This is a genomic window from Brevibacillus porteri (assembly GCF_003013475.1).
Lineage (GTDB): Bacteria > Bacillota > Bacilli > Brevibacillales > Brevibacillaceae > Brevibacillus > Brevibacillus porteri.
The window spans coordinates 70,976-93,436 of sequence record NZ_PXZO01000004.1 but is presented as its reverse complement, the minus strand read 5'-3'; the positions used below and the strand labels follow the sequence as shown (position 1 = coordinate 93,436).

General features: G+C 47.8%; 29 protein-coding genes and 1 pseudogene. 18 read left to right on the top strand and 12 right to left on the bottom strand.

What is annotated here, in order from left to right; genetic code table 11:
* Positions 1-25: 25 nt before the first annotated feature.
* Together C7R92_RS05190 and C7R92_RS05185 are read right to left on the bottom strand one after the other, a co-directional pair.
* Positions 26-1,216, bottom strand: coding sequence for a helix-turn-helix domain-containing protein (locus tag C7R92_RS05190; protein WP_106833448.1), 1,191 nt, complete (start codon positions 1,214-1,216; stop codon positions 26-28).
* Between the two features lie 336 nt (positions 1,217-1,552).
* A complete protein-coding gene (locus tag C7R92_RS05185) occupies positions 1,553-2,209 on the bottom strand; it encodes a TetR/AcrR family transcriptional regulator (RefSeq protein WP_106833447.1) in 657 nt (218 codons plus the stop codon).
* Between the two features lie 288 nt (positions 2,210-2,497).
* Here C7R92_RS05185 and C7R92_RS05180 point away from each other — a divergent pair, with 288 nt between their 5' ends.
* The 5 genes from C7R92_RS05180 (at position 2,498) to C7R92_RS05165 (ending at position 5,848) form a co-directional block, all read left to right on the top strand.
* A complete protein-coding gene (locus tag C7R92_RS05180) occupies positions 2,498-3,343 on the top strand; it encodes an SDR family NAD(P)-dependent oxidoreductase (RefSeq protein WP_069852218.1) in 846 nt (281 codons plus the stop codon).
* Between the two features lie 93 nt (positions 3,344-3,436).
* Positions 3,437-3,589, top strand: coding sequence for an alcohol dehydrogenase catalytic domain-containing protein (locus tag C7R92_RS32725; protein ID WP_244195655.1), 153 nt, complete (start codon positions 3,437-3,439; stop codon positions 3,587-3,589).
* A 372-nt stretch (positions 3,590-3,961) separates the two neighbouring features.
* A complete protein-coding gene (locus tag C7R92_RS32720; protein WP_244195654.1) occupies positions 3,962-4,210 on the top strand; it encodes a zinc-binding dehydrogenase in 249 nt (82 codons plus the stop codon).
* A gap of 32 nt (positions 4,211-4,242) precedes the next feature.
* A complete protein-coding gene (locus C7R92_RS05170; protein WP_106833446.1) occupies positions 4,243-5,406 on the top strand; it encodes an SMP-30/gluconolactonase/LRE family protein in 1,164 nt (387 codons plus the stop codon).
* 106 nt (positions 5,407-5,512) lie between these two features.
* A complete protein-coding gene (locus C7R92_RS05165) occupies positions 5,513-5,848 on the top strand; it encodes an SDR family NAD(P)-dependent oxidoreductase (RefSeq protein WP_244195653.1) in 336 nt (111 codons plus the stop codon).
* A 106-nt stretch (positions 5,849-5,954) separates the two neighbouring features.
* Here the strand turns inward: C7R92_RS05165 and C7R92_RS05160 are convergent, their stop codons facing one another.
* Positions 5,955-7,169 (bottom strand): MFS transporter, encoded by a 1,215-nt coding sequence (locus C7R92_RS05160; protein ID WP_106833474.1) that lies wholly within the window; start codon positions 7,167-7,169, stop codon positions 5,955-5,957.
* A 76-nt stretch (positions 7,170-7,245) separates the two neighbouring features.
* Here C7R92_RS05160 and C7R92_RS05155 point away from each other — a divergent pair.
* Positions 7,246-7,545: pseudogene (locus C7R92_RS05155) on the top strand (Lrp/AsnC family transcriptional regulator); the annotation flags it as partial.
* Between the two features lie 245 nt (positions 7,546-7,790).
* On the opposite strand, the gene C7R92_RS05150 reads toward C7R92_RS05155, so the two are convergent.
* Positions 7,791-8,618 (bottom strand): sulfurtransferase, encoded by an 828-nt coding sequence (locus C7R92_RS05150; protein WP_017247901.1) that lies wholly within the window; start codon positions 8,616-8,618, stop codon positions 7,791-7,793.
* 100 nt (positions 8,619-8,718) lie between these two features.
* Here C7R92_RS05150 and C7R92_RS05145 point away from each other — a divergent pair, with 100 nt between their 5' ends.
* Positions 8,719-9,318, top strand: a complete 600-nt coding sequence (locus C7R92_RS05145; RefSeq protein ID WP_106833444.1) for a DUF502 domain-containing protein — start codon at positions 8,719-8,721, stop codon at positions 9,316-9,318.
* A gap of 93 nt (positions 9,319-9,411) precedes the next feature.
* On the opposite strand, the gene C7R92_RS05140 is transcribed toward C7R92_RS05145, so the two are convergent.
* The gene (locus C7R92_RS05140; protein WP_106833443.1) at positions 9,412-9,654 is read right to left on the bottom strand and encodes a hypothetical protein; all 243 of its coding nucleotides are present in this window, start codon (positions 9,652-9,654) and stop codon (positions 9,412-9,414) included.
* A gap of 65 nt (positions 9,655-9,719) precedes the next feature.
* The gene (locus C7R92_RS05135) at positions 9,720-10,163 is read right to left on the bottom strand and encodes a DUF2621 domain-containing protein (RefSeq protein ID WP_017247903.1); all 444 of its coding nucleotides are present in this window, start codon (positions 10,161-10,163) and stop codon (positions 9,720-9,722) included.
* 166 nt (positions 10,164-10,329) lie between these two features.
* Between C7R92_RS05135 and C7R92_RS05130 the strand changes: the two genes are divergently transcribed.
* From C7R92_RS05130 to C7R92_RS05120, 3 genes are all read left to right on the top strand, one after another.
* Positions 10,330-10,704, top strand: a complete 375-nt coding sequence (locus C7R92_RS05130; RefSeq protein ID WP_012685928.1) for a hypothetical protein — start codon at positions 10,330-10,332, stop codon at positions 10,702-10,704.
* A gap of 64 nt (positions 10,705-10,768) precedes the next feature.
* On the top strand, positions 10,769-11,728 hold the full coding sequence (locus C7R92_RS05125; RefSeq protein ID WP_069852200.1) for a tetratricopeptide repeat protein: 960 nt from the start codon (positions 10,769-10,771) through the stop codon (positions 11,726-11,728).
* A 65-nt stretch (positions 11,729-11,793) separates the two neighbouring features.
* Positions 11,794-12,180, top strand: coding sequence for a VOC family protein (locus tag C7R92_RS05120; protein WP_069852198.1), 387 nt, complete (start codon positions 11,794-11,796; stop codon positions 12,178-12,180).
* An 80-nt stretch (positions 12,181-12,260) separates the two neighbouring features.
* Here C7R92_RS05120 and C7R92_RS05115 read toward each other — a convergent pair whose 3' ends face one another.
* Genes C7R92_RS05115 through C7R92_RS05105 form a run of 3 tightly spaced genes read right to left on the bottom strand, consistent with a single transcriptional unit; the run spans position 12,261 to position 14,850 of the window.
* On the bottom strand, positions 12,261-13,067 hold the full coding sequence (locus C7R92_RS05115) for an ABC transporter permease (RefSeq protein ID WP_106652840.1): 807 nt from the start codon (positions 13,065-13,067) through the stop codon (positions 12,261-12,263).
* Complete coding sequence (locus tag C7R92_RS05110; protein WP_017247907.1) at positions 13,048-13,851, bottom strand: ABC transporter ATP-binding protein; 804 nt, start codon at positions 13,849-13,851, stop codon at positions 13,048-13,050. Before C7R92_RS05110 ends, C7R92_RS05115 begins: the two co-directional genes overlap by 20 nt.
* 6 nt (positions 13,852-13,857) lie before the next feature.
* A complete protein-coding gene (locus C7R92_RS05105; protein WP_106833442.1) occupies positions 13,858-14,850 on the bottom strand; it encodes an ABC transporter substrate-binding protein in 993 nt (330 codons plus the stop codon).
* Between the two features lie 126 nt (positions 14,851-14,976).
* Between C7R92_RS05105 and rnz the strand changes: the two genes are divergently transcribed.
* From rnz to C7R92_RS05085, 4 genes are all read left to right on the top strand, one after another.
* A complete protein-coding gene (gene rnz / locus C7R92_RS05100) occupies positions 14,977-15,933 on the top strand; it encodes a ribonuclease Z (protein WP_017247909.1) in 957 nt (318 codons plus the stop codon).
* A gap of 43 nt (positions 15,934-15,976) precedes the next feature.
* Positions 15,977-16,201: a hypothetical protein gene (locus C7R92_RS05095; protein ID WP_017247910.1), complete on the top strand. Its 225-nt coding sequence runs from the start codon at positions 15,977-15,979 to the stop codon at positions 16,199-16,201.
* A 27-nt stretch (positions 16,202-16,228) separates the two neighbouring features.
* Positions 16,229-16,885 (top strand): YczE/YyaS/YitT family protein, encoded by a 657-nt coding sequence (locus tag C7R92_RS05090; protein ID WP_106833441.1) that lies wholly within the window; start codon positions 16,229-16,231, stop codon positions 16,883-16,885.
* Between the two features lie 128 nt (positions 16,886-17,013).
* The gene (locus tag C7R92_RS05085) at positions 17,014-17,103 is read left to right on the top strand and encodes a YjcZ family sporulation protein (protein WP_100169674.1); all 90 of its coding nucleotides are present in this window, start codon (positions 17,014-17,016) and stop codon (positions 17,101-17,103) included.
* Positions 17,104-17,215: 112 nt separating this feature from the next.
* Here C7R92_RS05085 and C7R92_RS05080 read toward each other — a convergent pair whose 3' ends face one another.
* On the bottom strand, positions 17,216-17,488 hold the full coding sequence (locus tag C7R92_RS05080; protein ID WP_017247912.1) for a stage VI sporulation protein F: 273 nt from the start codon (positions 17,486-17,488) through the stop codon (positions 17,216-17,218).
* A 188-nt stretch (positions 17,489-17,676) separates the two neighbouring features.
* Here C7R92_RS05080 and C7R92_RS05075 point away from each other — a divergent pair, with 188 nt between their 5' ends.
* Positions 17,677-18,591, top strand: coding sequence for a S8 family peptidase (locus C7R92_RS05075; protein WP_106833440.1), 915 nt, complete (start codon positions 17,677-17,679; stop codon positions 18,589-18,591).
* 74 nt (positions 18,592-18,665) lie between these two features.
* On the opposite strand, the gene C7R92_RS05070 is transcribed toward C7R92_RS05075, so the two are convergent.
* Positions 18,666-18,992 (bottom strand): hypothetical protein, encoded by a 327-nt coding sequence (locus C7R92_RS05070; RefSeq protein ID WP_106833439.1) that lies wholly within the window; start codon positions 18,990-18,992, stop codon positions 18,666-18,668.
* A 69-nt stretch (positions 18,993-19,061) separates the two neighbouring features.
* On the opposite strand from C7R92_RS05070, the gene C7R92_RS05065 reads away from it, so the two are divergent.
* Together C7R92_RS05065 and C7R92_RS05060 are read left to right on the top strand one after the other, a co-directional pair.
* Positions 19,062-19,514 (top strand): YaiI/YqxD family protein, encoded by a 453-nt coding sequence (locus C7R92_RS05065; RefSeq protein ID WP_017247915.1) that lies wholly within the window; start codon positions 19,062-19,064, stop codon positions 19,512-19,514.
* A complete protein-coding gene (locus tag C7R92_RS05060; protein WP_106833438.1) occupies positions 19,511-20,179 on the top strand; it encodes a phosphatase PAP2 family protein in 669 nt (222 codons plus the stop codon). The genes C7R92_RS05065 and C7R92_RS05060 overlap by 4 nt, the downstream gene beginning before the upstream one ends.
* Before the next feature lie 8 nt (positions 20,180-20,187).
* Here the strand turns inward: C7R92_RS05060 and C7R92_RS05055 are convergent, their stop codons facing one another.
* Entirely contained in the window at positions 20,188-21,069 is an 882-nt protein-coding gene (locus C7R92_RS05055) for a LysR family transcriptional regulator (protein ID WP_017247917.1), read from the bottom strand.
* A 134-nt stretch (positions 21,070-21,203) separates the two neighbouring features.
* On the opposite strand from C7R92_RS05055, the gene C7R92_RS05050 reads away from it, so the two are divergent.
* Positions 21,204-22,421 carry an MDR family MFS transporter gene (locus C7R92_RS05050; protein WP_208636181.1) on the top strand — a complete coding sequence of 406 codons (1,218 nt, stop codon included), beginning with the start codon at positions 21,204-21,206 and terminating at the stop codon, positions 22,419-22,421.
* Positions 22,422-22,461: the final 40 nt, after the last annotated feature.

The window sequence follows — 22,461 nt, the reverse complement described above, 5'->3', positions numbered from 1 at the left end:
TGATAATGTTTCTCACTGGATAACATTATAATTCACACAAGAAAGGGGCTCCATGGACAACACCTTGAATCGCATTTGGACTTTTCCCCGTTACCATCAGTAGCATTTCATCCAGCATCCGATTCATGGCAACGGGTGAATACTCGTACCACGGATTAGAAGGCAAGGAATAGAGATACCCATCTTGAACAGCGCGAAGTCCTCTCCAAAGCGAATGATGCTGTAGCGTCAGCCAGTTTATACGTGTCGACTCATCCAGACAAACGAACAACAGGATTCGCTCCGGGTCTAAGCTCACAAGCTGCTCAAGCGAAATTGGCCGATTGCAAGGTTCCGTTTCCTCTTCCACAAGAGAAAGCTGCAAATCATCGCACAGAAGCTCCTTCATCCCCTTGTTGTTGTAGAGATGGATGCCATCCCGATAAAGTCGAATGATCGCAAATTTATCTTGTTTGAGCACGGACTGCAGGTCTGCGCGAACGGCAGCAGCCTTCGCTTCATAAAAAGCAATCCAGGAGTCACAAGCTGCTTCTTTGCCCGTGTAACTGGCAACTTCACGTAATTGTTCTCTCCAGCCAGAAGATTGAAGGGTCAAGACGTCTATGCCATGTGCAGACAAGCGTTGCCTGGTAGTTTCGGGAAGTACTATGTGGCTGATGACAATATCAGGCTTGGCAGCCAGAAGCATCATTTCCTGATCGTCATCGTTCCATGGTGTTTCGACCGCTTTTAGATGAACCGCAATCTGTTGCTGATACTGCTGATAGTAATACGGGGTCCACTTCGCATCCAAAGGAGCAGCGACTGGTACAATTCCCAGTACCATTAGATGTCCCAGTAGGGAAGGGGAGTAGACGGCAACTTTGCGCTCGGAAACTCTTTCATACGAGGAGGGGGATACACCCACTTCCTTCTTGAACTTCCGACTAAAGTAAAACTCATCGCTATACCCGATTGTTTTCGCAATCTCCCGCAGCTTCATATCCGTCTCGCGTAACAATCGCTTGGCGTGATTGATACGCAGACTCGTTACATAGTCCATGACACTTTGTCCGTAAGCCTTCTTGAACGAATCACCAAAATAGCTCGGACTTAAGTTCGCCATCGCTGCCAACGTAGTTACGTTTAACGGACGATCGAAGTTACAGATCATATAGGTGCGAACCTCGTGGAGTGACATTTGACGTCTAGGCTCGTATTCTTCGTTAGGCTTCATGAATCCATCCACCTTTTTCAGGCAAGTGCAATAGCTATTGATAATGATAATTATTATCTATTAATGATAGCGAAAATGATAGAGGAAGAAAAAAATAAGTGTTCCATGAAAATAAAGTTGTAGACTGCAAAATAAAGCACTAGACTGCAAAATAAAGTGTTAGACTGACGGCAAGTTATTCAACTAACGGGCAGATTAGTTTAAGATCAAGCGCGGAGAAGCGTATCACAAATAGTGGTAAAGCAAAGAATTGAAGTAGAGATTAGTATTGAAGGTATCCTTGCAGTGTGAAAAAAGATAAGCTCTTCCCCTAAACCGGGAAGAGCTTGCCGTCTTTTAAGCTTTATCCGGCAATAACGAGCTGACAATTAAAGACAACGTTTGCCTGTATACCGCATGCGCCGATTGTACATCTCCTAAGTGTCCTCCCATGTAAAGATGAATGACGCCATGGAGCGAAGCCCAGAATACGCGGATAACTAATTCAGTGTCATACTGGCCAGGGATGAGACCTTGCTTTTGCGCATTGCTGATCACCGTCAATAATTGCCGCATGGCCGTTACGGTACCATTTAGGCTTTCCTCGTCCGGTTTGAAATCCGCGAATGCGCCTCCGAACATCAGTTTATAATAACTGGAGTAACGCTGCCCGAATTGCCAAAAGGCTTCGCCTAAATTATGCAAATGCTGCGCCGGATCAGCAGCTTGCGGCGTCCCCTCGAATTCGTTAGCGAGAAGCTTACAACCGTCCAGATACAGCTGCTGAGCCAAGCCCTCTTTATTGACAAACAAGTTATAAATGATTTTTGTCGAGCAACCCATTTTCTGCGATACTTTACGCACCGTAACGGCTTCCGGACCCTCTTCTTGCAAGAGCGTTGCCGCAGCGTCAACAACGAGCTTGCGGAGATTTTCAATATTTTGCAAGCGGGCTTCTTGGTAGGTTTTCAACACTCGTGAGTTTGCATTGGAGGAGATATCTTGATCGCTCATAATCATCACCTTCGGATATCAAGTTATCGTCAGGAAACAAAGTTTCTGACGCTCTTGCAAGGAATTTTATACAGTTGTTAAGCGGTTGTCAATGAGACGATAGATGTTCAAGGATATTCAAAGATTGACTTTCTAGAAAAGCCGGGATACAATGAACTCGTTCGGAAACACTGTTACCAAATGGTATGATGATTATCACATTCCTTGAGAATCGGGAATAATTACTTTTGCTCATTCGGTAACGATGTTTCTACATTATAACATAGTTTCTAGAAGGGGAGTAGCGATATGACGATTCAAGGTAAATGGGCGCTCATCACGGGAGCTTCTTCCGGTATTGGAGAGCAATTCGCGAGACAACTGGCCAAACAAGGCAGCCATTTAGTACTCGTAGCCCGATCGAAGGGCAAGCTTGAGAGTCTGGCATCAGAGCTCAGAAAGATGTATAGCATCAAAGCCGAGGTTATCGCTATGGATCTTGCGAAAGAGGGCGCACCCAGCGAGTTATATCAGCAATGTCGACTTTTGAAAGTGGATATCGAACTGCTGGTCAACAATGCAGGCTTTGCTACGCATGGTTTGTTTGAACAAGTGTCAGGCGAGCGTCAACATGAAGAAGTTATGCTCAATGTCGCCGCTGTTGTAGATATGACCCACTTGTTTTTGCCGGATATGTTGCGCAAAAGCTCAGGTACAGTTATCAATGTTGCTTCAACCGCCGGATTTCAACCACTTCCCTATATGGCCGTATATGGGGCAACGAAAGCTTTCGTCCTGTCGTTTACTCAAGCGTTATGGTTTGAAAACCGCAACCGCGGCATTAAATTCTTCGCACTTTGTCCCGGTGCGACGGACACGAGTTTCTTTAATGTCGTAGGAGCGGAAGAAGCCTCCGTCGGAAAGAAAGATACTCCGGAAAGAGTCGTCGAGGTTGCACTTCGTGCGTTGAAGGAAGGGAAAGTATACGTCGTTCCGGGTGTGCAGAATTATCTCGGGGCGCAGTTATCGCGATTCATTACACGAAAACAAAGTCTTCGGCTTGTTGGAAGCATGATTCGTCCGCGTGAAGGATCCAGCAGCAATAATAAGAATCCGGGTAATCAATCTGATCTTGCAGGGAGGACAATTCGATGAAAGCTATACAGCTGAAAAACGGCTTCGGCTTCGAGGAATTAATCATAACGGAACTAGACACCAACGCCAGGACCTAAGGAGGTACTGATCCGCATGAGGGCAGCTTCTCTCAATTACCGTGATCTAGTGGTCCTCAGCGGATTAATGCCGATCGAAGTCAAATTTCCCTTCATTCCATTATCAGACGGAGCGGGAGAAATTGTAGCCGTTGTCCAAGGAGTAACAAGGTTCCAGGTCAGACACTGAGTAGCGGGTAATTTTCAACAGCGATTCATTGCCGGCAGCCCAAGACCTGGGGTGTTAGAAGAAAGCCTGGGGGCCGTTGAACGGAATAGGCCCGATATGTCGTTCTACATGAAGGCGGAGTCGTCCCTATTCCCGATCACCTCAACTATGAGGAGGCCTCAACCTTACCGATCGCGGCATTAACCGCATGGAGCATGCTAATCGAATATGGCGGTTTGCAAGCGGGTGATACCGTGCTGCTGCAAGGAACGGGCGGGGTATCCATCTTCGGGCTTCAATTCTCGCTTATGGCCGGAGCACGAGCCATCATCACGTCGAGCGGCAACGATGGGGAAATCCATAAATGCGCTTCGCACTGGAGGGACCTTGAGTATGGTCGGGTTCTTATCGGGCTTGACCATTCCGGAATACGATGTCTCCAGCATTTTGCAGAAACCCGCAACTGTTCGCGGCAGTCAAGTCGGCAACCGAGATCACTTCGAAAAGATGAATCGGGCGATTGCCCATCATCGTTTATATCCCGTCATCGACCATGTATTCCCGCTGGCCCGAATTGGAGAAGCATTCGCGCTCTTGGCTGAAGGAAAGCAATATTTCTGTAAAATCGTAGTCCAAATCTAAAATCTCGCTTATATGAAAAAGGAGACACACTAATGCCTAATACACAAGTTCGATCCGTTAAATCTACTGAAGGCGTGAATCGTCCTAAACGCTCACTACGTGCTAGGATATACAGATGGGGGCTATCGCTGCTCGCGGTGCTCGTTCTAGGAATACTCGTTTTCTTGCTTGTACCTTCACCGATCAAACCGGCAAAATGGTCAGCACCGACGGCCCCCTCTTTTGAGGAAGCGGGTCCGTGGAAACAAAACAATAAACTCAGCTCGGCTCAGCTTGTGACTGATGCCCCTCAATTCCCTGAATTCATTACATTCGATAAAGAAGGTCAGCTATATACAGGAGATTCAGATGGGAAGATTTACAAGGTTCCTTTCGATGCAGAGGGAAATCCGCAAAAAGCCCAAATGTTTGCAGACACCAAAGGAACTCCTAATGGGCTTATATTCGATGCCAAAGGCGATTTGATCGTTACTGATGTCAAGAGGGGACTGCTGTCTATTAACCCATCCGGGAGCATAGAGGTATTGGCTGATCAAGTGGACGGTAAGCCGATCTATCTAGCTAACGAGCTTGATATTGCCAAGGACGGCTCCATTTATTTTTCTGATACTTCGAATTATGGTAGTGTGACCTTCAAGGAAATTGCCGAGAACAAGCCGCATGGACGTTTGCTGAAGTACGATCCAAAGACCAAGCAAACGACCGTCCTGTTAGAAGGCCTTTATTTTGCAAACGGAGTCGCCTTGTCTGCGGATGAAGATTTTGTGCTTGTGGCGGAATCGTATCATTATCAATTGACTAGATACTGGCTTAAAGGACCGAAGAAGGGTACATCTGATATTTTCGTAGACAATCTCGCAGGTTTTCCAGATAACATTACGCGTGATGATCAAGGTCATTTCTGGGTCGGTATCTTCACGACTCGCATTTCCTTTGTAGATCAGATGCATAGCAACCCTTGGTTAGCCAGTACCATGGCCAAAATGCCGGAGTCGCTGCTTAGCGGCGCAAGCGCACCGGCGAAGCATGGGCTTGCTATGGAGCTCAGCCCGCAGGGAGAGCTTATCGGAAGCTGGCATGATCCGGAAGGTAAACTGTATGGCGTAACTACGGCTGTAAGCCATAACGGATATTTATATATAGGAACGGCACCGGGAGGCAGCAAGGGTGTTCATCGCGTGCTTTTAACAAAATAATGTTGGAATTTGGTAGGGTGCGAAATGAATCTGGATGATTTGGAGCTATCTTGGAATGAGAAGGAGAGTCTGATCGGCAAAGTGGCCTTGGTGACAGGCGCTAGCAGTGGCATCGGGGCATCGATTGGATGAGCTGGTTCAGGAATTGCATAAAGAGGGATTGTACGAGGTTATGGCAGTACCTGCTGATATTCAAAAGGCTGAAGAGGTACAGGAAAGATGGGAGGAGCTGTACAGGACGAATGTACACGGTCTTATGTTGACGCTGCACTACGGGCTTCCGCCGATGCTGGGTCAGGGCAAGGGAGATGTCATCATCATCTCCCTCATTGCCGGCAAGGAAGTGATTGCCAGCGCTACCAAATACGGTGTTAACGCCATAGCGTCTGCGTTACGTTTGGAGACAATCTGGACTGGCTTTTTGTACGGAAGTATTGAATAGTCTAGTACTTTATTTTCTACGAACACCTGGATTATCTATCACCGTTTTTATTAAGTGTAGGCGCAAATAGGATAGAAGGCATCCTGTCCTGTCTAGAGCTAGGTCTTCATTTTGAAGGAAATCCGTGCTTGCTTGCACGCCAAGCTACTAGAAGCGCAAGGATGAGCAAAATAAACAAAGCCCAGGGTAAGGAGCTGGGATCCATTATTTCGATAAGGACTCCGCCCAACATCCCGCCTCCACCGATGGCCAGGTTCCACGCCGTCACGAGCATGGACTGGGCCACATTTGCACTCTTGCCCGCAGCATCAGCTAGTGCAGTCTGTAGCAAAGTCGCTGCCCCTCCAAACGTCAATCCCCGCAGGGCTACCATTAGATAAATCACGATGGGATGGCCGCTACCTATACCAAGAATAACAGACGCCATGGCGAATACGGTGAGGCTGATCAGAACCAGAGGTCGTAATTTTCGACCAATCAACACACCAATACCCCAGATCCCAACCAGCGAAGTCATTCCAAAAATGAGTAATACCCAATCAATACGCTCTGATAATCCAGCCTGAGCAAGATATGGTGCAATATAAGTATAGAGAATGTTATGGGCTAGAACCCAGGTAATTACGACAAACAGTACCGGCCTCACCCCGGGGATAACAAAGATCTGGTGGAGGGGGAGCCGTTTATCCACATTCTCTCCGGGATAGTCTGGCAGCTTCCAAAGTACCCATACAACCAGCATCAAAGCCAGTAGTGACATGATACCGAACACAAAGCGCCAGCCAATAAGAGCACCGAGAAATGTTCCAGCAGGGACACCAAGCGCCAGAGCGAGAGGGGTCCCTACCATAGCCACCGCCATAGCCCGCTCTTTCAGCGATTCTTGCACCATCCGACGAGCATAGCCTGTAATCATCCCCCACAATACGCCAGCGGAAACACCCGCGGAAACACCCGCGAAAAATCGAGCAACCAGCGTCAGCGTATAGCTGGAAGACAGAGTGGTGATCGAGTTGAAAATGAAAAATCCAAGGATGCACATTAGTAAAAGCGGTCGCCGTCGCCATCCGCGTGTCGCTGCTGTCAATGGAATCGCAGCCGATAGTGAGCCAAGGGCGTATAAGGTGACAAGCTGACCCGCCAGGACCTCCGATACTCCAAGCCCCTCGCTTATCTGAAGCAGCAAGCCAGCCGGAATCGTTTCGGTGAGAATACAGACGAATCCAGCCATAGCAAGGGCCAGTAAGCCGGACCAGGGAAGACTGTCGGATTGGAGAGCACCGGAGACACTCTTTGTCGAGGTAGTTGGATGATGGTACATGACGTAGGCACCTCTCTTTACGGTTTGATATAACGTCTCTTCTCTCATGGGCCGATTTTCCTCTCGGTCAGCAGGCACCATCATTTCCCCTGAAAAAGTGGGAAAGCATACGGTAGCCTTTATGCTGTTTCATACGAGAGATTGTCACGCTTTCCTTGATTTTTGCCGCTCCACTCCCGATGTTGTGGAATGTTATCGTATCAGTGGGGAACACAATTACCTCTTAAAAGTTATGACCGAATCCATCCAAGCCCTCGAGGAATTCGGAAATCAATCTGATAAAACCGGAACCTACACAACGCTGATCGTGATGTCATCGCCTATCGACTATAAATTTCTAATACCTTCATTTGATGACGCAAACTTACTGCGATAGCTGGAAACGAAAAAAACAGCATGAAAAAAGGAATCCGATTCCGAAGTTCGAAGACCTTAGAAATGACTAAGCTAACAGGTATCGATAGTTCAAAAAACAAGCCAGTCTAACACTTTATTTTCGTGTTTTGACTGGCTTGTTTGTATGGGCGGATTGCATAGTCTAATACTTTATTTTCTTTGAACAATAAGGCGACCGCTCCCCAGTATCGTAGGGAGGCGATCGCCGCCATTCCATTTTTGGAATTACTCTTCACCGGTAGCAACCGGATTTTCCTCGTACGAGCTCCAATCACTCCAGCTGCCCAAATACAATTTCACATCTGTTCGACCAGCAGCATGGAAAGCAAGCAGATTGGAGCAAGCTGTCACGCCTGAGCCGCAATAGACGATCAATTCTTTGTCAGCGTAAGGAGCGAGACGCTTTTGCAGCTCGTCTGCCGGAAGCATCGTCTGATCAGCAGCGAGGTTGTCCTTATAAAAGAAATTGTGCGCCCCAGGTATGTGACCTGCTTTTGCGTCGATCGGTTCATTCTCACCGCGGTAGCGTTCTGGCGCACGAGAATCGAGCAATACAGTATGGTCGCTGCGTTTTTTGACACCTTCCATGTCAACCAGCATGTCGTGACGGACATGGGGGACGAACTCTCGAGCTTGTACAGTAGGTACTTCTGCTGTTACCTCATAACCAGCCTTTTTCCAAGCAGCGTATCCGCCGTCGAGTACAGCTACCCGATCGTGACCAAGGTATCGCAGCAGCCACCATAGACGTCCTGCCATCGCCATTTCCTGATCATCATAGGCGATGACAGTCGTGTTGGCATCGATTCCCGCATTTGAAAAATGGGCAGCTAACAGATCTGGATCTGGTAGAGGATGACGTCCACCATGCTCGCTTTTGGAACCAGAAAGGTCACGGTTCAGATGAAAGTAGAGGGCTTGCGGGATATGATCTTTCCCGTATTCCTCTGCACCTGCTTCAGAAGCACTTAAAGCAAAACGACAATCGACGATCACCAAATTTTCATCGTTCAGATGATCCTTGAGCCATTGAGGTGTAACAAGTGCTTGCATGAATCTCCCTACTTTCTCTTTTTTTTTCTTCATCATAGCAGATGGCACCCCAATCAGGTACAATAATTACGGTAGGTGGTTAGGGGAAAGGAGAAGAGAGATGAAGCGTTTCATTCGCTATTTTTTAGAGGGGTTATTGTTTGTCATTCCTTTGGCAGTGACGATTTATATTTTGTACTGGATTTTCACGACAGTGGATAGCTGGTTCTATAAGCTGGTCCACAACTGGTTTAACCTCCAAATTCCAGGACTGGGCTTCCTCTTAACCATACTCGGCATCACGATTGTAGGCTTCCTTGCATCCAATGTGCTGACACGCGGAGTGCTTTCGCTCGTGTCCACTGTTTTCGAGAAAGTGCCGTTTATCAAACTCATTTATACATCCATCAAGGATTTGATCGGAGCGTTTGTAGGGGAGAAGAAGAGCTTCGACAAGCCGGTGCTCGTGACGCTATCTAAGGATGGAAATGCAAAGGCAATTGGGTTTATTACAAAGGAAAGCCTCGATTCTTTCGGTCTCACAGACCACGTAGCGGTCTATTTGCCACAGTCGTACAATTTTGCAGGGAATCTCCTGTTGTTCCCAAGCGATCAGGTACAACTGCTTGATACGGAAAGCTCAGAAGTCATGGCATTCCTGGTATCGGGTGGGGTATCCGGAGGGCCGCAAAACGTAAACAAAAAAAGCAGCGATGCTTAAATAAAACAAACCTCCAGCGCCACTAATCTAGTGGTTTTGGAGGTTTGTTGCTTGTTTTGGGAACTACCTTCATGTTCTCTCATTTCAATTACATTAGCTGCTAAAAAATCCACTATGGCTAGAATATTTGCGACGATAGTGACGATGACCGTATGTTCGATGCCCCATCTTCCAAAAAGGGCGATATCGGTAATCACTGCTGCTGTACTTGTGATAGCCACGTCCGGTCATTTTCCACAAGAACCGGGCGCCTTTCTTAAAGAGGACCGCCACTATGACAATCGCAATAATCAAGATAACGAAACCGATCCCCAAAATCGTGAGTAGGACTGACATCCACATCGTCTCCTTGCCAAAAAGGTCTTACCCTTTTTTACGGATCACTCCACAGGAAGTTTCAATTATCCCTCGGCATTCAAATATTTCTCATAGGGAGTGTAGTCGATTTCTTTGGATTTCAGGTGAGCAATGAGCCATTTGTGGTCACGCTTGGGGGTTGCTACGATGTACCCCTTTACAATCAAATCTGTTGTAATGGTGGTTGCTTTCTCTTCCAGTGCGATCTGGCCGATTCTCGCTGCAATGGAACGTCTCGCAACATCACGAAACAACTGTGGCACAGGATCAACCAATTCATTGAGCAAGGTCAGACCCTCATCTGTCCAGAGTGCACGTGTCTGATCAATGTAATGATCTTGCCAATCCAAGTCAGATTTTCCATCTTGCTTGGGCATGGACTTGAGAAATTTGCGGAACATGAAATACCCGCCAATCGCCATAAGACTTACGAGAACAATGGTCCAGCCAACGATAAACAGGGAAAACCCTGTAGACATTTCACCCATACCTTGTACACCTCATTACCAATATCCATTCACTAGTAAAAATTGTACCTTATTTTGGTTCGAGCAACAAACTTTTTGTGCGTTTGCCTATCCTTGGGTTTGCTCTTCCCAAGAACACATACAATTTAGTATGATTAGAATTAATCTTTATTGGGAGTTGACGCTCATGTTCAAGCTTGGACAACGCGTCGTCATTGTTGCCGACTCCTTCGAGCAAGGTTTGCCTTTGGGTGAATACGGTTACCTGATTGCTCGTGACCGCAATCCGGACAGCGCATTTTCCTGGGTTTTACGCATACCGAAAATTGATAAGCATATCGCTGTTGTAGAAGAGGATATCGCCTTGGAGGAGCAATTGCTGGAGGAAGAAGCCAATCGCATCTCGCATGAGGCTTTACTTGATTTTGCATTGGCGACAAGGAACGAAGCACTGTTTCGACAACTGATGGGCATGGAAGATGCAGAAGAGGCAAATGACGAACCCGCGAAGGAATCAATGGAGGAATTTATCCGTAAAGTAAATATCAAAGCATGGATCTAATTGGCGGTTTTCCTTGTGTGGAGAATTTGAAACTTTTGTGAGGAAATGAAAGCGAGGCTGTTTCATGTCTGAATTTGTGACGTTTACCAATGAGTTTGGTCAAACCATCGATATGTCCCGAGAGGACTACCAGAAAACAATCATTCCGCAAAATCTGGATAAGTACTGGGATGAAAAAGATAAGCTTCGCGATTTTGCGATGGAGTTGGTGAAGGGTCAATTTCATGAGCAAGCCGCTGTCGCTGCTGACAGGCTTCTCGAATTATACGGTCCAATCGAGTCTGCTCTCATTTTCCGTGCAGTCGTTCATATGCAGGCGAGAGAATTTGAAAGCGCTAAAAAAATCCTGACAGATTGTCTGGAACGATTCCCGTCATCGGGTACGGCTTGCACCAATTTGGCAAAGATTTTCGCGTTTGAGGGAGATGAGCCAAAAGCATTCGAGACCCTACATACTGGTTTGCACAAAGACCCGAATCAAGAAAATGGCTTGAACATGTTTGTCGAGAGCTTCGTGCAAAGAGGGAAAAAGGATGAACTGAAAGGGCAGCTAGAGGCGTTGGCAAGTAAAGAAGGCGCTTGGAGACCACAGCTGCAGCTGGCTCGTCTGGCTTTGACGGAGGAGGATCTCCTGAATGCGATGAAATGGTACACGGTAGCGATTGAAGGAGCGAAAGACCGCTTTGAGGTCGTCATGACTGTGACAGGTGAATTGGGACAAGCGGGTTATGTCTATCAGTTGATTCAGATTTGTGAAAAGTTCTGGACGCCGTATTTCCCGTATCCGTATGCTGGCTTCAACTATGCCAACGCTCTGTTGGCAACCGATCAAATGGAAAAGGCAATCGTCATTCTGCGTAGCATGCAAGAGCATTTGCCAGATAACTACAAGCCTATGGTCGATCACTTCCTGAATCGAGTACCTGGAGCGCTCGAAGTGGAAGCAGCCGCCCAACAGAAGGTCGTCGAGAGCCACATGGACGATCCGACAGCGAAGAAGAGCAAGTGGAAGTTTTGGAAGTAAATCGATAGCTAGAGCGCCCGGCACTTCACTGTCGGGCGTTTTTCTGTAAAAAGGGGGACTGTGGGATGCTGCATCATGTTGAAGTGTACGTCTCCAATTTGGCACGCTCCAAAGATTTTTGGGGCTGGTTGCTGGAGGAAGAGCTGGGCTATGTGCGATATCAAGAATGGGCCAGTGGGGTAAGCTGGAAACAGAATGGTACCTATCTGGTATTCGTTCAGGCCGAGGAGCGATTCCTCGATACCCCGTATCATCGGTGTCGAGTCGGTTTGAATCATCTGGCATTTTACGCACGGGATCGAGAACATGTGGAAAAGCTGCGGGAGGAAGCTGCTCGTCGCGGTATCTCTTTGCTCTATCAGGATCGGCATCCGCATGCTGGAGGCGAGGGACATTATGCTTTGTTTTTCGAGGACCCAGATAGAATTAAGGTCGAGATCGTGGCCCCTTAACCTCGTAAGAACCTATTGATCCATGAAAAAACGGTGCAATCATCCCCGGTAGATGGTTGGCACCGTTTTTTAGAAGCCATCTATTTGAACTGGCTGGTGAGCCGCCGCTCTATATAGGCTACGCCTTGATACATCAGGGTAGCGATGACCGCGATAATGGCTAAGCTCATCATGACCAGGGTGAAATTAAATACTTGGAAGCCGTATATGATCAAATACCCCAAGCCTTGCTGGGATACGAGAAACTCTCCGACGATGACGCCCACCCACGAAAGTCCGACATTCACTTTCAGCGTTGCGAGAAGGGTTGGGATGGTAGCTGGCAAAATGACGAGCGTGAAGATTTGCCGTTTGCTCCCTCCAAGTGTTTGCACGACTTTGACGTAATTTTGATTGACTTCTTTGAAGCTGGTGTAGACGTTGATCGTGGTGATGATGACCGAGATCGCGCACCCCATGGCTATGACGGAGAGCAAACCTGGACCAAAGCCGACGATGAAAACCGGACCAAGGGCTACCTTTGGCATACTGTTGGCAATAACCAGATAAGGCTCTAGTACGCGGGAGAGAAAAGGGGACCACCATATAATCGTTGCCATGACGGTTCCCAGAATCGTGCCTAAGAGAAAGCCGATAATCGTTTCCCATACGGTCAAGCCGACATGCGGGAGAAGACTGCCATCTTGCAGCTGCAACCAAAATTGAGCCCAAATCTTGGAGGGATAGCTGAAGATGAGTGCATTAATGGTGTTTGTTCGAGCCAAGAGCTCCCATAAGCCGAGAAAAACGAGAAAGAGGAACAGTTGTGTGGAAAAGACGGAAAAGCTCATACGCTTTTCAAGCTGCAAGTAGCGACGATGGACGGATTCAATTTCCTTTGGCTGCATCAGACACTACCTCCATCTCTTTCCACACGCGATGGAACAAGTCTTGGAATCCATCATGATTTCTGGCGTCGAACGGCAGAGCATCCCGGATCGGGTTGGGTACGACAATCTCGCTGTTGATGCGTCCCGGGTTGCGTGAAAAGATATAAACGCGATCGCCCATCGCGATCGATTCCGAGAGATCATGTGTCACAAGGACTGCCGTTTTTTTATGCCGGCGTAGTGTTGAAAAGATCAAGTCTTCGAGCTTGAGTTTGGTTTGGTAGTCTAATGCAGAAAATGGTTCGTCAAGCAACAGCACATCAGGTTGACAGGCGAGTGTTCGGACGAGTGCAACCCGTTGTCGCATGCCGCCTGACAGCTGTAGGGGAGAGGATTTGCGCACATCAGACAGTTCCATTTCATCCAGCAGATGCAGGGCGTACTCTTCTGTTTCCTTGGAGCGGATGCCTTGGATATCGAGTCCGAGAAACACGTTATCTTCGATGGAGCGCCAATTGAACAAATAATCTTGCTGAAGCATGTAGCCAACTTGCCTAGACGTTCCGCTGACTTCTCTTCCGTCGATCCACACCTTGCCTGCTGTCGGCTTCTCAAGCCCTGCAATAAGGGAGAGCAACGTCGTCTTTCCACAACCGCTGGGACCAACCAGACAAATGAAATCGCCTTCCTCCACGCGCAGGTTAATGTCTTGGACCGCCATGAACGCCCTGGTCGTGGATAAATAAAGATGGGTCACGTGGCCGAGTTCTATTTTTGCCGGCGTAGAAGAAATCTGCTTCATGACGGCCTATTTCCCTTCCTTGGATTGGGTAGCAAATGTGGTGTTTACCAGCTTGGTGTAATCAGCACGTTGCTTTAACTCACCAGCGGAATCCATAATATCTTGTAGCTGGTTCCATTCCTTTTCGTCCAGGATGGGATCGGTAGCATAGGAGCCCTGCTCCAAGTAACGCTGTACAGCGATTTCCAGAATCTTTGGATCGATTTGCTCGAAGTACTTGCCAATCACATCAGCCGTTTCTTTTGCACTGTGGCTGGCAACCCACTGTTGCCCTTTGTAGACCGCATTGGTAAACTTTTGAATAGCTGCTGCGTTGCTGTCGATATAGCTTTGTTTTGTCATAAAGGCTGTGTAAGGAACGGTTCCGCTCTCTTTGCCAAAAGAGGCGACGACATGGCCGATTCCTTCCTGTTCAAAGCGGGAGGCTTCCGGTTCAAACAGCTGTACATACGCTCCGGTACCAGATGCGAAGGAAGACGCAATATTTTTGAATTCGATATTCTGAATGAGTTCCAGGTCGCCTTGCGGATTGATATTGTGCTTTTTGAGTACATACTCGCCGACCATTTGCGGCATGCCGCCTTTACGTTGGCCCAAGAAGACACTGCCCTTTAGCTTGTCGAAAGTAAAGTCATCCATTTTGTCGCGGGAAACAAGGAAGGTACCGTCCGTCTGCGTGAGCTGCGCAAAGTTGACAACTGGGTCGGCAGCTCCTTGCTGAGAGACGTAGATGCTGGTCTCGGAGCCAACGAGCGCGACTTCGATGCCGCCAGATAACAGAGCTGCCATCACTTTATCTCCGCCAGGTATGGTTGAGAGCTCTACTTCCAGACCTTCTTCCTTGAAAAATCCTTTTTCAAGTGCGACATATTGCGGGGCGTAAAACAAAGAACGAGTCACTTCACCAATTCTTATTTTTTCGGGAGTGCTGGTGCAGCCAGTCAAGACGGCCGTCATAGCGAGAAAAGCGGCCAGCCCCAGCGCCAAAAAGCGTTTCATGATTAGGAGTCCCTCCTTGCTAGGCTTTGTATGTTGTAGGCTATGCGCCCAGACAAAAAAGGGTGAATGCCTAGAGATAGAGACAGGCACATGATGAGGGAAGGCCACAAAGGAGATGGACATAGCGTGATCGTTACATTTTTAGGCACCGGATCAGGTGCACCTACTACGCGAAGAAACGTGAGTGGGATCGGCTTGCGATTTTTACAGGCAGGCAAGTGGTGGTTGTTTGACTGCGGAGAGGGGACTCAGCACCAGCTACTGCGAGCACCGATGAAAATTAGTCAGTTGGATAAAATCTTTATCACCCATCTGCATGGGGATCATCTGTACGGACTGATCGGATTGCTTGCGAGCCGGTCTTTGCGCAATACAGAACCGACTCCGTTAGAGCTGTACGGACCACCAGGGCTCGACCGATATTTTCGAGCGATCATGGAGGCAAGTCCGGTTCATTTGCAATATCCCTTGGAAATAAAAATCGTCAGTGAGGGCGTAATCTACGAGGACGAAGAAATCGTGGTGAGCTGTCGAATGGCGAAACATCGCGTGCCTTCGTTTGCTTATGCTGTGATGGAAAAGGAAAAGACAGGAGCATTTCAAGTAGAACTGGCAAAGCAGGCCGGGGTGCCGTCAGGACCGTTATTTGGAGCCTTGAAAAGAGGAGAACAGGTCACACTCGAGGATGGGCGTGTTCTGGACGGAAAGGACTTCGTTGGAGAGCCGCAGCCAGGACGTAAAATCGTCTTCAGTGGAGATACGGAGCCGAGCCAAGCGGTTGTGGAACTGGCAAAAGGGGCGGATTTGCTCGTCCACGAAGCGACCTACGCCCATCACGACAAGGAGCTGGCGACCAGAAGCGGGCATTCCACAGCACGTGAGGCAGCTCAAATTGCCAAAGACGCGGGCGTGAAAGAACTGTGTCTGACTCACTTTAGTCCACGTTATGAAGATGAAGACGGGGATTTTTCGATGGAGGATCTGTTGGCAGAAGCGCAGCAAATTTTTTCGGCGACCCAATTGGCTGATGATCTTGGCAGCATATCTGTAAAACGAGAGAGAAACGATGGGAGAAAGCCATAATCCCTGCTATAATGAATGATCACGATGGAGGAGGTGGGGGAGCATGAAGCGGATTACCTTTGCTACACCAGAAGAACTCATTCAACACTGTCAGTCGGAAGAAGTCAGCCTCGTTGTCGAATATCGAGACGATGTGAACAAGCAACGTCAGGTCATTTTGACGGGAGAGCAGCTTGCAGAGGCACAGACCTACCTGAACTTCTCCAAATCCGAAGCGTATTACCGTAAGGACGGACTTTTTTACGAAGTCATTGCAGGCTGGAAGTAAACCACATCGTCAGGAGATGAAAGAGACGTGTCTGGCAGAGGGTTCAACAGGTCGATCACAGTTCGCTACTTGATGTTTGTACTAGGTTTGTTCGTCGGTGCATTCGGTACGGTACTGGCCATTAAAGCAAACCTCGGCGTAGCACCTTGGGAAACCTTTCACATCGGCCTGCAAAAGACATTTGGATTAACGATTGGCCTGTGGTCTCAGATCGTAGGAGTCGTTGTCATTTTCGCCACTTATTTCGTGGCAAAAATGAAGCCTAATTTTGGAATGTTCTTAAATATGATTTGCTTTGGTGTTTTTCTCGATCTTATCTTATGGTTAGATTTTATTCCTGAGCTACAATCTATCTGGGCGAGGCTCTTGATGTTTCTCACAGGTGTTGTTGTTTTGACTGTCGGGATCGGGATGTATTTATCTCCTTCTCTTGGGGCAGGACCGCGCGACAGCTTTATGCTGGCGATGAACGAGCGTCTTGGCTGGAGTATCCAGCGAGTCCGTCTCATCATAGAAGTTACCGTACTGCTTGCAGGTACTGCGTTGGGTGGACCTGTGTCAATCGGCACGATACTGATTGCATTGTTAACGGGACCGATGATTCAACGTACGATTCCGTTTTGGCGTCAAGTCATGAAAAAGCAGTATGGACTGCCAGAGCCAATTGAAAGACAAGCGAGCTAATCTCCTTTCCATTTGCCAGTAACTGTGTAAAAAACCAGGAAAAACAGTCTTGTATAGGCGATGGTCCAATCATCTTTGAGCATTCGCACATACAGTATGACTAGTTGCTGGCAAAGGAGGGAAAGCGAATGAGTCTGTTCAACGGAGGATTTGACGACTTTGCTTTAATACTGGTGTTGTTCGTACTGCTCGTAATCGTTGCTTGCTCTTGCGACTAACGAAAACACTGGTCATTAGCTTCGCCAGGAGGGAGAGCGATTTTTCGCTCTCTCTTTTGTTTTGCAAAAAAAGGCTTCGCCAAAGAGGGGCGAAGCCAAAGGGAGGCATTTCCTATCCCAGGCGATCATGCACTTGTTTTTTTACGCTGGACATTTGCTGATCGGATAATTTGACTCCGACCGCCTTGCTGACTTTTTTAATCAGCTCGCTTAATTTCTTGTCATCCTTCAAGTCTTTCATGGAGAAGTCTCTGGCCAGTGATCGTACATCGCCCATCGTCCATTTTTTCTTGCTTTTCTTGTTGATGGATTTCAGTAAGTCACGTGGACTGCCCTTCGCTTTTTGCTTGACCTTTGCCCTTACTTTTCCTTTTGCTTTTGCCATGATGCTTCGCTCCTTTCAAAGGAATACGCCTGCCCTATGCAGTTATATGGAAAAGCAAGGGAGTTCGCTTGGACAGATTCACGCGGCTATTCGCCTATTTTGGTCAACGTTGTGCAATGGCCCAAACCCACAGAGGGAGCCGTGACATAGGATGAGTCAGAACGATGCATGACAGGAGGCTAGTGGGATTGAAAATTGTCAGCTTTCATCGGGATACGCCGTTTACCGAGATTCTGTCAGATTTGAAAACCAAGGTTCTGACCAAAACCGAGAGACTTCCATGGCGATGCTATGATGACCTTTCTTGCTTGTGTGTCAAACAAAAGATATTTGAGCAGCATGAGGAGCTTTTTCGAAGGTATAAAGCGATGGTGGAAGAGAACATTACCGTAAGCGTCCATGCGGAAGGAGAGGATGAAATCCCGTGGGGAGTGCGATATGTGGGGGCACAGAGATTGTGGCGAAAGGGGCGAGGAGCAGGCGTCAAGGTCGCTGTCATCGATACGGGAATCTCCCGCGATCATTTTGATTTGAAGGGCCAAATAAAGGGTGGCATCCAGCTAGTGCGGGGCAAACAAAATGGACACGGGACGCATGTCGCAGGGATCATCGTAGCCGAGATGAACCAAAGAGGAATTGTCGGAGTTTCTCCAGAGGCTCATTTGTATGACGTCCGTGCTTTTGATCATGAGGGTCAATCATCTTTGTCGACCATTTTGCAAGCTCTGCAATGGTCAATTGCCAATAAGATGGATGTTATCAACATGAGCTTTGGTATGCCCCAATATAGCGAAGCAATGGCGAGAGCAGTTGATCGGGCCTATCAGCAAGGAATCGTACTGGTAGCTTCTGCAGGCAACGGAGGGGGAGAAGCGGAGTATCCAGCGCGGTACGATGGTGTATTAGGGGTTAGTGCGATTGATCAAACGGGAAAATTGGCAACGTTCAGTGCGAGAGGCAAGGGCGTAAATATGAAGGCACCCGGGGTTGATATTTTATCTACGTGGCCGGGAAATCAGTTTAAAAAGCTGAATGGCACTTCGATGGCTGCCCCGCATGTAGCAGGGCTGAAGGCGTTAGAAATTGGTCGCAAGCGAAAATAAGCATAGCGTTCCTACGAAAAAGCAGCTCCGAGGCTAAAAAAGAAGCCAAGGAGCTGTTGCTTTTTATAAACGAATTATTGATGGGGTTTGGAGTCATGGTCTTGCTGGACACGGAACCATATATTAAGATCATTAATAACACTGGCCAATTCGTGGATCTCGCTGTTCAATTCGCAAGATCTAACGAAATTTTCTTCTTCGGACATTAGTTTGGTTTTCTCGATAATGACCTTCTCTACCCGGTGTATTTTATCCGGAATGGTCGCGCGGATTTCTTCCCATTCCAGCAACATATCCGCTCTTTCTACTTTCGAATAATCTTCCCATTCCAGATGCAGCACGGGAAGTCGTATACCTAGCCGTTCATCATGGATAAATTGATAGCGCAAAGGTGAACTCACTCCTCTCCACTTCCATCATACCAAAAATGAATCGGTACGGGGAGAGAAATACACACGAAAGGAGCAACTATGTCAAAAGGACGTGTTCTTATCGATGCGGATGCTTGTCCGCGCCAGGCACTCTTAACTGCCCAAGCATTGTGCAAGGAGCTCGACTGGATTTGTTTGACCTTTGCCAGTTATAATCATCAAATCGGCAACGCCAATCATGTAACGGTAGATGCCGGTCCACAAGCCGTAGATATGAAGCTGGCGAACGAAACGAGTTCAGGGGATGTCGTGGTGACGCAGGATATTGGTCTGGCAGCGCTTATTCTAGGAAAGAGAGCCCATGCCCTGACACCCCACGGGATGGTTTTTGACCCAGAACGGATTACATTTCATTTGGAAGAACGAAATGAAAAAGCGAGATATCGGCGAGGGGGAGGTCGTACAAAGGGGCCTGCTGCTCGCACGCGTGAAGACGATCAACGATTTGCTGAGTCCTTGCGCTTTTTGATGGAAAGAGGAGATCAACAATGAATCAGACAACTAGAAAAAATGGATATGTACGCGGAGCACTTACATTTGCGGTACTTGCCACAAGCATGTTTGCCCTCTACGTAGCAGGGAAAGTGGCTGGTATGGATCAAGCTGCCATGGCATTTGCAGAGTCGATTCGCTCGGATGTTGGGACTGCTTTTTTTCGATTGGTAACCAATCTTGGCGGCGGCATGTTTCTTGTACCTGTAGCGGTGATCATGTTCGTTGTCCTATACATAAAGAAATATCGTGTGGAGGCAATGTTTGTTCTCATTTCCCTCGGTGCCAGTGAAGTAGCGAATGAGCTCTTAAAGCGGTTCTTTGAGAGACCTAGACCGAGTGGCGTCAATCTGATTGAGCTGCCGGAGTCGTTTTCGTTTCCGAGTGGTCATGCGATGATTGGACCAGCCTTTTATTGCATGGTCGCGTTTTGGATTGCCCAGTGGTTTGCGGAGAAAAGATGGTCGTCGCTCGTGCAGCCTGCGGTTTTTATTTTCGTGGCATTGCTCGCGTTCAGCCGTGTGTACTTGGGGGTTCATTATTTGAGCGATGTGCTTACCGGCTTTTTCCTGTCGATGTGCTGGTACTTTCTCCTTCGTCTTGGCTATGAAGAATGGATGGGGAGACGAAGCACGGTCGTCGACCCCATACCGCAGTCCAGGTAATCAGCAAGCTAGGTGGAATACCCTAATTCACTCATTAAACTCAGCCATTTTTCTACGCTGGGTTTATTTTTTTTGTCCTTTGGCAAGACGATGTACGCCGATCGTTTGGGAGGTTTATTGCCTGTTATGATCAGTTCCTTCAAGGTACCTGCCGCAAGCTCTGCTTTGACGGTAGAGCGCGTCAACAAGCTCACGCCGAGACCTTCTTTGATCAGATCGATGGCGAGCTCCGCTTTGTCTACTGTCAGCTTGGGTACGTAATTACGCGGCAATGTCTGTCTAATCCACTCGTTAAAAGGAGGGCCCCAATTCATGTACAGCAGCGGCAGATTGCGCAGCTCGCGCGAATCGACGTGTGTAGATGCGGCAATGGGGCTCTCTGGACAGCAAACCAAGACAATTTCATCATCCCACGTTGGTATAACGTCAAAGTTGGGCAAGGATGGGGGAACGTACACGATTCCGATTTGAATCACGTTGTCCAGCAAATACTGGATGACATCGGACGAGTGCCCTGTCTTGGTGCTGATCGCAATTTGTGGATACCGATAGTGGTATTCTTTCAAGATTGGCTCGAGGGTGGAAGTCCAGATCGCGTTTAAGCTGCCGATCGATAAATAGTCTTCATAAGGCTGGAGTGAAGCGACTTCATTTAGGGCTTCATGGGACAGTTTGAGGATTCTCTCTGCATACGGTAAAAGGGTTAAGCCCGCTTGGGTAATCTCAACACTTCTTTTATCACGAATGAAAAGAGGTTTGCCAACTTTTTCTTCCAGTTGCTTGATTCGCATTGTCACCGTAGACTGGACTAAGTGGAGCATTTCCGCAGCCTTGGTGAAATTTTTCGTTTGGGCCAATGTGTAGAAAGCGCGTAATTGTTCGAAGTCCATACAGTTGGAATCCCTCTTATCTAAATATTTGATTACCATATACAAAAATGTTCGTTTCCCAAATTATACCCTGTTCGCTAAGCTGGGGATATCCTTATTTCATGTGGGCTATCGGGAGAGCGAGGGGTATTGGGATGAAGTGGGAATGGTGGCGAGAAACGCCCTTTTCAGTGAAGCTCTTGTTAAGCACATCTTTTATGATGAATATGGGTTTTTATGCATTAATCCCGTACCTCACTTTGTATATGACGGGCAGCATCGGCTGGACACTGGCGATGGCAGGGATTGTCCTGAGTGTCAGACAGTTTTCCCAGCAAGGTCTTGCTTTTTTAGGCGGTGTGATCGCGGATGCCTTCGGATACAAAGGGGCGATGTTCCTTGGATTGGGCGTACGTGCCGGTGGTTTTGCGATGTTCGCTTTTTGTACCGAGACCTGGCACTTTTTTGTTGCCGCGATTCTTTCCGGATTGGGTGGGGCGTTGTTTGAGCCTGCTTGTTCTGCTGCCTATGCGATTATTACACCTGAGGCCATTCGAAAAGAAGTATTCTCCCTTCGCAATGTGCTTGGAAATATTGCGGTTGTCGGTTCCCAAATCGTGGGGACAGCACTCTCGGCTATTGATTTTACGTACATTTCGTTGTTTGCAGGAGCCGTTTTCGGAGTGAATACAATCGTGATCTTCTTTTTATTCCCACCAATTCGCGCCACTAATACACGGCATAGCATATGGGAAAGTATGTCCACGGTAGTGAAGGACAAGCTGTTTGTACGATATACCTTTATTTTGATGGGGTATTATTACTTGAATATGCAGGTGTTTTTAACGATTCCGCTGTTTGTTGAAAATGTTACGCATAGCAAGGTGAATGTAGGGATCGTGCTTTCTGCTCTCTCGCTGTTTGTGATCTTATTTCAAATGAAAGTGACACAATTGCTGGAGGGTTATCAGCAAAGGCTTACCTTGATTGGCATCGGAACGTTGTTTATGAGTGTGGGACTATTTTTGTTCACGTTTGCCGATTCATTGTGGCTCATTCTTTTGGATGTGTTCCTTTTTGCACTGGGTACCATGATTGCTGTTCCGAATCTGGTGGATGTCGTTCCTCGTTTTGCTCCCAAGGACTTGGTTGGCGCCTATTACGGCTTCAACGGGTATTCGATTGCCATCGGGGGTTCGTTCGGACAAATAGCAGGAGGATGGGTGTACGATGTAGGGCTGCGCTTGCAAACGCCGTGGCTGCCGTGGACCATTTGTTTGGTCATCGGGTTTTGGGTGGCCTGGATGCTATATCGCATGGAACAACAAACCGGACAAATCGGGAATGATCTTAAGAAAATAGCTCGATCGTAAATATTTTTGGGCGAAATGAAACATTTTCCATTGTTCATAC